The sequence below is a fragment of the Terribacillus saccharophilus genome (assembly GCF_002272745.1).
GTDB classification, from domain to species: Bacteria; Bacillota; Bacilli; order Bacillales; family Amphibacillaceae; genus Terribacillus; species Terribacillus saccharophilus_B.
On sequence record NZ_NPBD01000021.1, the window covers coordinates 1 to 5,480 of the forward strand.

The following is a 5,480-nucleotide window of genomic DNA, read 5'->3' on the forward strand; positions in this document are numbered from 1 at the left end:
AATATTTTTAACTTGCCGGTGTGGCGGAATTGGCAGACGCGCACGACTCAAAATCGTGTTCCGCAAGGAGTGCCGGTTCGACCCCGGCCACCGGTATCACACAAATCATCGTAATGCCAAGCGATGAAAAAGGACTTCAGAATTTCTGGAGTCCTTTTTTTTATGTCGTTATAAGGTATTTAAAAACTTGATAAGATTAAATTTAAAAACCACTCAAATGTAGAAACAACAACATTTGGGTGGTTTTTTAAAAGGATGTTATATCAAGCAAGTAATATAGAAGGTTTTGCTCATTTAGCAATGGGTATTGCCGTTCTGCTCTACTTACTTCAATTTCCGATTTTGGGACCATCCCTGACTGGGCAGTTCAATTTGTTGATGAGTTCTGCTATCTTTGTATTTTGCCTGTTATATAGCTGGATGTGGATGCTTGCTAGTTTATTCGCAATGCGCAGGTTTGAAAGACAGTTTCGGGTCAGAAGCAGTGAAGTGGAATAGGATTATCATACTACATAATTAATGTATGCAGATCATGGGTTCTAACAATAGTTAGAGTCTTTTTTGTTTTCCAGAAGAGTCATTTCATTAGGAGTAACATTCGGTAGAATGCAAATGGTAAAATTAAGCTAAACAAAGAGCTGGGGAGAAATAACTTATGGACAAAATCATGATTGTGGAAGATGACATAAAAATTGCAGAATACTTAGGTTCCCATATAGAAAAGTATGGATATGAAGTGACCATTGCTGCGGATTTTGAAAAGATTATGGATGCATTCCTCGAAGTACAGCCTAAGCTAATTTTACTGGATATCAACTTACCTAGTTTTGATGGCTATTATTGGTGCCGACAAATCAGGAAAGTGTCGATTTGCCCGGTAATATTCATTTCCGCACGGACTGGTGAGATGGATCAAGTCATGGCGATTGAAAATGGCGGGGATGACTTTATCACAAAGCCATTTAATCCGGATATTGTCATGGCAAAAATCAGAAGCCAAATGCGGCGTGCTTATGGAGAGTATGCAGTAAAGTTTGAGGAAAGAGTGCTTATCCAGGAAGGGTTACACTTTTATCCGGAACGATTGGAGCTGCGCTTTCGGGATGAATCAACGCAACTGACCAAAAAAGAAACAGACATTGTCGAAAGTTTAATGGAGCGTTATCCGCGCGTTGCTGGCAGGCAGGATTTACTAGCGAAATTATGGGATGATCAAGCCTATGTGGATGAGAATACCTTGAATGTGAATATAGCTCGCGTTCGGAATAAGTTCCAGGAGATAGGGATTGAAGATGCTGTTGAAACGGTCAGGGGTGCGGGATATCGATTACGTATTACATGGAAAGAGGATAAAGCATGAAATTATTCCTTCGCGAGCATGTGCTGCTCATTATGGTCCAGCTCTTTCAGTGTGTGATGGTTCCGATTTTATTTTGGCTGGATGGTTACCGAGATGTTGGGGTGAGTGTATACGCCTTCTTCCTATCACTGCTTTTAATAACCGCATTCCTCTGTTATCGGTATTTTAGCCGAAGGAATTTTTATAAAAGATTACAGCATTCGCTGACATCACTCGATCAATCGTTAGAGACGACTGAACGTGCACCTATTTCAGGAGCACTTGATGACTTGCTTGCTGCCCAGTTCCGCTTATATCAAGAAGAACTGCTAAAAGGAGAAGACAGACAGGACGAGCATCTATTATTTATGGATCGTTGGGTTCATCAAATGAAAACGCCGCTTTCTGTTATTGAATTAACGGCACAAACGCTTGATGAACCAGAATCATCCAGCATTCGGGAGGAAACGGACCGAATGCGGGAGGGCTTGAATACGGTTCTCTATTTAGCAAGGCTTCGGACTATTACCGAAGATTTTCATATTAAGCCTGTTGTCCTTTCCAAGCTAATCCACGAAGTCAATCAAGAAAACAAGCGATTTTACATTCGCAATGAAGTATTTCCCGTATTGAAGGAAGAGAAAGCAGGAGCAATAGTAGAGACGGATGAAAAGTGGCTTTTCTTCCTGTTAGCACAGCTGGTACATAATGCCGTCAAATACTCTGCTGGAAAATCAAATCAACTTGTTCTTTCACTTTATGAAAGATCAGGTGAATTAGTGCTGGAAGTGAAGGACTTTGGAGTTGGTGTTCCAGTTGTGGACCGGAAACGTATTTTCAATAAATTTTATACGGGCGAAAATGGCAGGAAATATCGGGAGTCTACCGGTATGGGTTTGTATTTGGTAAAAGAAGTCGCTGACCAACTGGAGCACGGCCTGGAGATGGATTCCACCGTAGGCGAGGGTACAAAATTCCGGATTATTTTTTCGAAAACACAAAACCTTACATCAATGTAAGATTCGTGAAAGCATAATCGATAGTAGGACATGTACTGCTCAGGCTATGCTTAGATTAAGCATTGGAGAGGAGAATGGATTATGCTCAAGCTTACAAAAGTCAGTAAAATCTATGAAGGTAAAGTTGCTTATCGCGTCCTTACCGATATCGATCTAGAAGTAGAGACGGGTGAATTTGTTGCCATCATGGGACCGTCGGGGAGCGGAAAAACGACCCTTTTAAATATTGTTTCCACAAACGATGTACCGACTACTGGGCAGGTGGCAGTCGATGGACAACAACCTCATCAGCTAAAGAAAAATGCTTTGGCTAAATTCCGACGTAATGAGTTAGGGTTCATTTTTCAAGATTTTAACTTACTGCACACCCTTACTGTTCAAGAAAATATTATACTGCCGCTCACATTAGATGGAGTGCGTACAGGAGAGATGCAGCAAAAAGCACAGAAGATAGCGAAGAGTCTTGGTATCGAACCAATTATGAATAAGCGCACATATGAGATTTCCGGCGGACAGGCGCAGCGGGTAGCCATTGCCAGGGCGATGATTCATGAACCGAAATTACTGTTAGCAGACGAGCCAACAGGAAACCTTGATTCAAAAGCGGCCAAGGATGTTATGAAAATGCTGGTATCCATTAATGAGAGAAATAAAACAAGTTTGTTGATGGTAACGCATGATCCGCAGGCTGCCAGTTATTCTGATCGTGTTGTTTTTATTCGGGATGGGAAGCTGCATGCCGAAATTCATCGGGGGGAGAGCAGACAAGCGTTTTTCCAGAAGATAATTGATATGCTTTCCTTGATGGGAGGCGATGATAATGACCTTTCGGCAGTTCGCGTTTAATAACGTTTTACGCAATAAACGGTTGTATTTTGCGTACTTCCTTAGCAGTATGTTCACGGTTATGGTGTTTTTCACCTTTGCAATCTTCGCATTTCACCCAGCGTTTTCAGATGGTTCCGTCAATGAAAATGCACTGTTGGGGATGGGGGCTGCGGGCGGAATCATCTATGTATTTTCTTTCTTCTTTATCTTATATTCCATGAGCTCTTTCTTACAATCGAGAAAGAAAGAGTTTGGTTTGTTAATAAGTCTAGGAGCATCCAGCAAGCAAATACGTCTGATGGTATTCCTGGAAAATAGTTTGATTGGACTTTTTGCGACAATTGGCGGCATCCTTGCAGGCTTGGTATTCGCGAAATTCATTCTTTTGATTGCTGAGAACGTATTGATCATCAATGAATCACTACATTTTTATTTTCCAGCACTTGCGATTATTGTGACGTTTGGCAGCTTTATCTTTCTTTTTCTCTGTATATCGGTCTTTGTTTCGTTTATTCTGCGTACGAATAAACTGACTGACTTGATTAAGGGAGATAAGAAGTCCAAAGGAGAGCCGAAAGCTTCTGTGATTTTATCACTTTTTGCAGCAATACTGCTGATTGGAGGATATGGTACAGCCCTTTATGCAGAGGGTGAGACGGTTATCTTTGTGATGATTCCTGTTCTTATCGTCATAACACTTGGAACATATATTCTGTTCACCCAATTGAGTGTGTATATTATCCGCCGATTAAAAAATAAAAGATCTATCTTTTGGCGGAAAACGAATATGCTGCTTTTCGCTGACCTATCGTTTCGTATGAAGGATAACGCAAGGACATTTTTCATGGTGGCGATTATCTCAACTGTTGCTTTTAGTGCTATTGGTGCATTATATGGATTTCAATCTTATTCTACAAAAGGAGTAAAACAGTTAAATCCATATACCTATAAGTATGCTCCATTCCGGGATGATAGCGAGCAAATGATAGAAGAAGATATTAATAGAATCAACGCTATCTTGGATGAGGAAAAGATAGATGCGAAGATGGAATCGATAGATTTGACCTACTTTAACAGAACAGAAGATAGTGAAGTGTTTATAGCAAGAGCGTCTGACTATAATCGTTTGGCAGCACTTATCGAGGAAAAAGAGCTTCATCCAGGAGAAAATGAAGCAATAATAATTGAACAAAATGATGCACTTGCACAAGGATCGAAAGTTAGTGAAGTGCTAATGGCATCCAGTGTCCAGCGGATTGATGGACAAGAAGTGCAGCCAAGTCAAGTGGTGAAATCTCCAGTTTTGGCAGATATGATGGGATATTACGTTGTGAATGACAAGACGTATGACCAGCTTGGACCAGCTGTTAACACAGATAGGAGTGTTGTATGGAAAGCAGAGGTTGGACAAGAGAATCAAGTAATCGAAGCGGGAGAAAAGTTAGCAGAGCAAGTGCCGTTTAAAGTATATTCCGTGGATTATACAATCTATGAAATTAATAAGGTGTTTGGGCCAATGTTATTTATCGGCTTGTTTATAGGAATAGTGTTCTTCGTTTCCGCAGGAAGCTTTCTGTATTTCCGATTATTTATTGATATTGATGAAGAAAAACGCAAGTTCCGTTCGATTGCCAAGATAGGATTAACACAATCTGAGTTGAAGAAGGTAGTCAGCCGGCAAATTGCGATACTATTTTTCTCCCCGATTGTTATTGCATTGCTTCATGGTGCAGTTGCACTAACTGCTTTATCGCGCTTGTTTGATTACAATCTACTAGTTGAGTCGACACTCGTCTTAGGAAGCTTTGCACTCATTCAGATTGTTTACTTCCTAGTTGTGCGATTTATCTATGTGAAACAGGTTATAAGAATGATATTTTGAGATGAAGTCTTCTATTTGAGCGTTCAGATCAACTAATTAATATGAAAGAGTGTAATGGGTTTCTGCTTATGATATTAAAAATCGCAGAGGTATGCCGAAAATAGCCTTCTAACAATTGTCACTTAGAAGAGGAAAGCTGCTGATTCAGTCTATTCAGCAGCTTTCGTTTGTATTGGAGATCAGTCTTTATATAAATAGCGGTAAAAGAGACAAAGTTCTTATCTTTCCAGTTGCCAAATGATTTCATGTTCGGGTAAAATAAGAGATGCTTATTTTTGGTTCTATATGCAATAGATTAATCATCATTTAACAGATCATATACAAATCTAGTTTATTTTTAAAAAATGTATTGCATTTTCTTGTGGGAGGATATATAATCTAACTTGTCCTTAAGAAAAGCGACAGCATACAT

Annotated in this window: 5 protein-coding genes and 1 tRNA gene; all 6 read left to right on the forward strand. The window is 39.9% G+C overall.

What is annotated here, in order from left to right:
• The first annotated feature begins 14 nt into the window (after positions 1 to 14).
• The 6 genes from CHH58_RS17920 (at position 15) to CHH58_RS17945 (ending at position 5,068) form a co-directional block, all read left to right on the forward strand.
• Positions 15 to 96 (forward strand) — tRNA-Leu (locus CHH58_RS17920).
• Positions 97 to 255: 159 nt separating this feature from the next.
• Positions 256 to 498 (forward strand): hypothetical protein, encoded by a 243-nt coding sequence (locus CHH58_RS17925; protein WP_095262923.1) that lies wholly within the window; start codon positions 256 to 258, stop codon positions 496 to 498.
• Between the two features lie 157 nt (positions 499 to 655).
• Positions 656 to 1,360: a response regulator transcription factor gene (locus CHH58_RS17930; RefSeq protein ID WP_095231382.1), complete on the forward strand. Its 705-nt coding sequence runs from the start codon at positions 656 to 658 to the stop codon at positions 1,358 to 1,360.
• Positions 1,357 to 2,358, forward strand: a complete 1,002-nt coding sequence (locus tag CHH58_RS17935; protein WP_095262924.1) for a sensor histidine kinase — start codon at positions 1,357 to 1,359, stop codon at positions 2,356 to 2,358. Before CHH58_RS17930 ends, CHH58_RS17935 begins: the two co-directional genes overlap by 4 nt.
• An 81-nt stretch (positions 2,359 to 2,439) precedes the next feature.
• Entirely contained in the window at positions 2,440 to 3,204 is a 765-nt protein-coding gene (locus tag CHH58_RS17940; protein WP_095262925.1) for an ABC transporter ATP-binding protein, read from the forward strand.
• Entirely contained in the window at positions 3,179 to 5,068 is a 1,890-nt protein-coding gene (locus CHH58_RS17945; RefSeq protein ID WP_095231379.1) for an ABC transporter permease, read from the forward strand. Before CHH58_RS17940 ends, CHH58_RS17945 begins: the two co-directional genes overlap by 26 nt.
• The last annotated feature ends 412 nt before the right edge of the window (positions 5,069 to 5,480 follow it).